Below are 1,614 nucleotides of genomic sequence, written 5' to 3'. Positions count from 1 at the left end.
CGGGAGCCGGACCGCGCTACCGCGCGTCCGCTGCGACAGACTTTAATTGCCATCGTGAGCCCCGTAGCGCTATAACGTTATAATGCTATAGCTGTCCTGCGGAGGTCACTATGAGCAATTTATCAAAGCGCTCGACAATCTATTTCGAGCCTAATATCCACCAAGCCCTGAAAGTGCGGGCGGCTTCATCGCATTTGTCCGTGTCTGAACTAGTTGATGAGGCAGTCCGTCTTCTTATGAGTGAAGATCAAGAAGATTTAGCTGCGTTCTCTGAGCGTGAGGGCGAAAAAGAGATAAGTTATGAAGCCTTGCTTAACGACTTAAAAAAGCATGGCAAAATTTAAAATAACCTTCAAAAAGTCGGTTGCCAAAGATCTGCGGAGTATCCCACCAGCTGACGTTAAGCGTATTCTACAGAGAATCGATATGCTGGCAGAGAATCCCAGGGGCGAAGGGTGCGTCAAACTTTCAGCCCAGGAGCGATATCGGGTGCGCCAAGGGGTTTACCGAGTTGTGTATGAAGTCCGTGATGAGTCTCTCATAATTCTGGTGGTGAAAGTTGCGCACCGATCATCTGTTTATAGGGGCAATTAACAAGTCAAGGCAGCAAGGGCGCTTCGCGCCGGGACCCGCTAACGCGGGCCCCTGCTTGAAGCGTTACGTGAATCGGGCTTTCGCGCACTAGATGGACGTCAAAGTTTAGATATATCGAAACAAATTCATCATCAAGGCGAATGGAGTCGCAAAGACATTCACTCCAAAATCGCCATTTACAACCGATCGGCTACTGATTGGTGATTTCGCAGCCGCTGAGGAATGCCTCAGTCGAGCTTTTAAAGATATGGGTGTAAATTCATTTTTCCGCCTATTGAAGCCCAATGTACACATGCACCAGAAAGAAATGAATGAAGGTGGACTTTCGGTTGTGGAAAAGCGAGTGCTAAATGAACTGGGCATTTATGTGGGCGGCAAGAGCGTCGAAATACATGAGCGCTAGTCACGTAACAAGTCAGGGCTACGGACCCGCTAACGCGGTCCGCAGCCTGAAGCGTTAAGTGTTCACGCGAGACCGGAGGAGTAATGAATCTAAAACAATTCGTATCGGAAAGCCTCGTGGAAATCATCGAGGGAATTACAGATGCTCAGGCTCGCATAGCAAGCGAAGATGCTCAGGTCGTGCCTAACGTCTCAAATCTATTCACTAAAAGTCAAAGCGGCGGTACCAACTTGGCGCTTGGCTGGGACAGCAATGGAAACCTGATTCATATACTTGAATTTGATGTTGCTGTAACGGCGACTGAAGGTACCGAGACAAAGGGTGGTATCGGTGTTGTTGCGGGCATGTTTGCCGTAGGGTCTCAGGGACGTTCAGAAGAAATGAGTCAGTCAATTTCAAGGCTAAAGTTTCGCGTGCCAATCTCGTTTCCTCGGCATCCTTCATGACACACTTAACAAGTCAAGGCAGCAAGGGCACTTCGCGCCGGGACCCGCTAACGCTGGCCCCTGCTTGACGCGTTAACTCTACGCGCAGAATAAGGAGGATTTAGCTAACTGGATAAGGCCGATTAGTAATGGACTCGAAGGTGGGATTGTTGGTTGGCTGTTGATTTCTAT

The 1,614-nt window shown here is 49.1% G+C and carries 3 protein-coding genes; all 3 read left to right on the top strand.

The features are described from left to right. Positions 1-110: 110 nt before the first annotated feature. The 3 genes from E4634_RS21185 to E4634_RS21175 all read left to right on the top strand — a co-directional run bounded on the left by E4634_RS21185 (position 111) and on the right by E4634_RS21175 (position 1,443). Positions 111-344, top strand: coding sequence for a CopG family transcriptional regulator (locus E4634_RS21185; protein ID WP_135446675.1), 234 nt, complete (start codon positions 111-113; stop codon positions 342-344). Continuing rightward, entirely contained in the window at positions 331-594 is a 264-nt protein-coding gene (locus E4634_RS21180; RefSeq protein ID WP_135446674.1) for a type II toxin-antitoxin system RelE family toxin, read from the top strand. The genes E4634_RS21185 and E4634_RS21180 overlap by 14 nt, the downstream gene beginning before the upstream one ends. 486 nt (positions 595-1,080) lie before the next feature. After that, positions 1,081-1,443 carry a hypothetical protein gene (locus tag E4634_RS21175; protein WP_135446673.1) on the top strand — a complete coding sequence of 121 codons (363 nt, stop codon included), beginning with the start codon at positions 1,081-1,083 and terminating at the stop codon, positions 1,441-1,443. The last annotated feature ends 171 nt before the right edge of the window (positions 1,444-1,614 follow it).

The organism is Mangrovimicrobium sediminis, from assembly GCF_004745945.1.
Classification (GTDB): domain Bacteria; phylum Pseudomonadota; class Gammaproteobacteria; order Pseudomonadales; family Halieaceae; genus Mangrovimicrobium; species Mangrovimicrobium sediminis.
The sequence above is the reverse complement of the archived record's forward strand: the minus strand, read 5'-3'. Positions and strand labels throughout refer to the sequence as shown.

What these genes read in the sequence shown, in the direction of transcription:
- E4634_RS21185 (WP_135446675.1), top strand. Translation starts at nt 111, where the DNA reads ATGAGCAATTTATCAAAGCGCTCGACAATCTATTTCGAGCCTAATATC.
- E4634_RS21180 (WP_135446674.1), top strand. Translation starts at nt 331, where the DNA reads ATGGCAAAATTTAAAATAACCTTCAAAAAGTCGGTTGCCAAAGATCTG.
- E4634_RS21175 (WP_135446673.1), top strand. Translation starts at nt 1,081, where the DNA reads ATGAATCTAAAACAATTCGTATCGGAAAGCCTCGTGGAAATCATCGAG.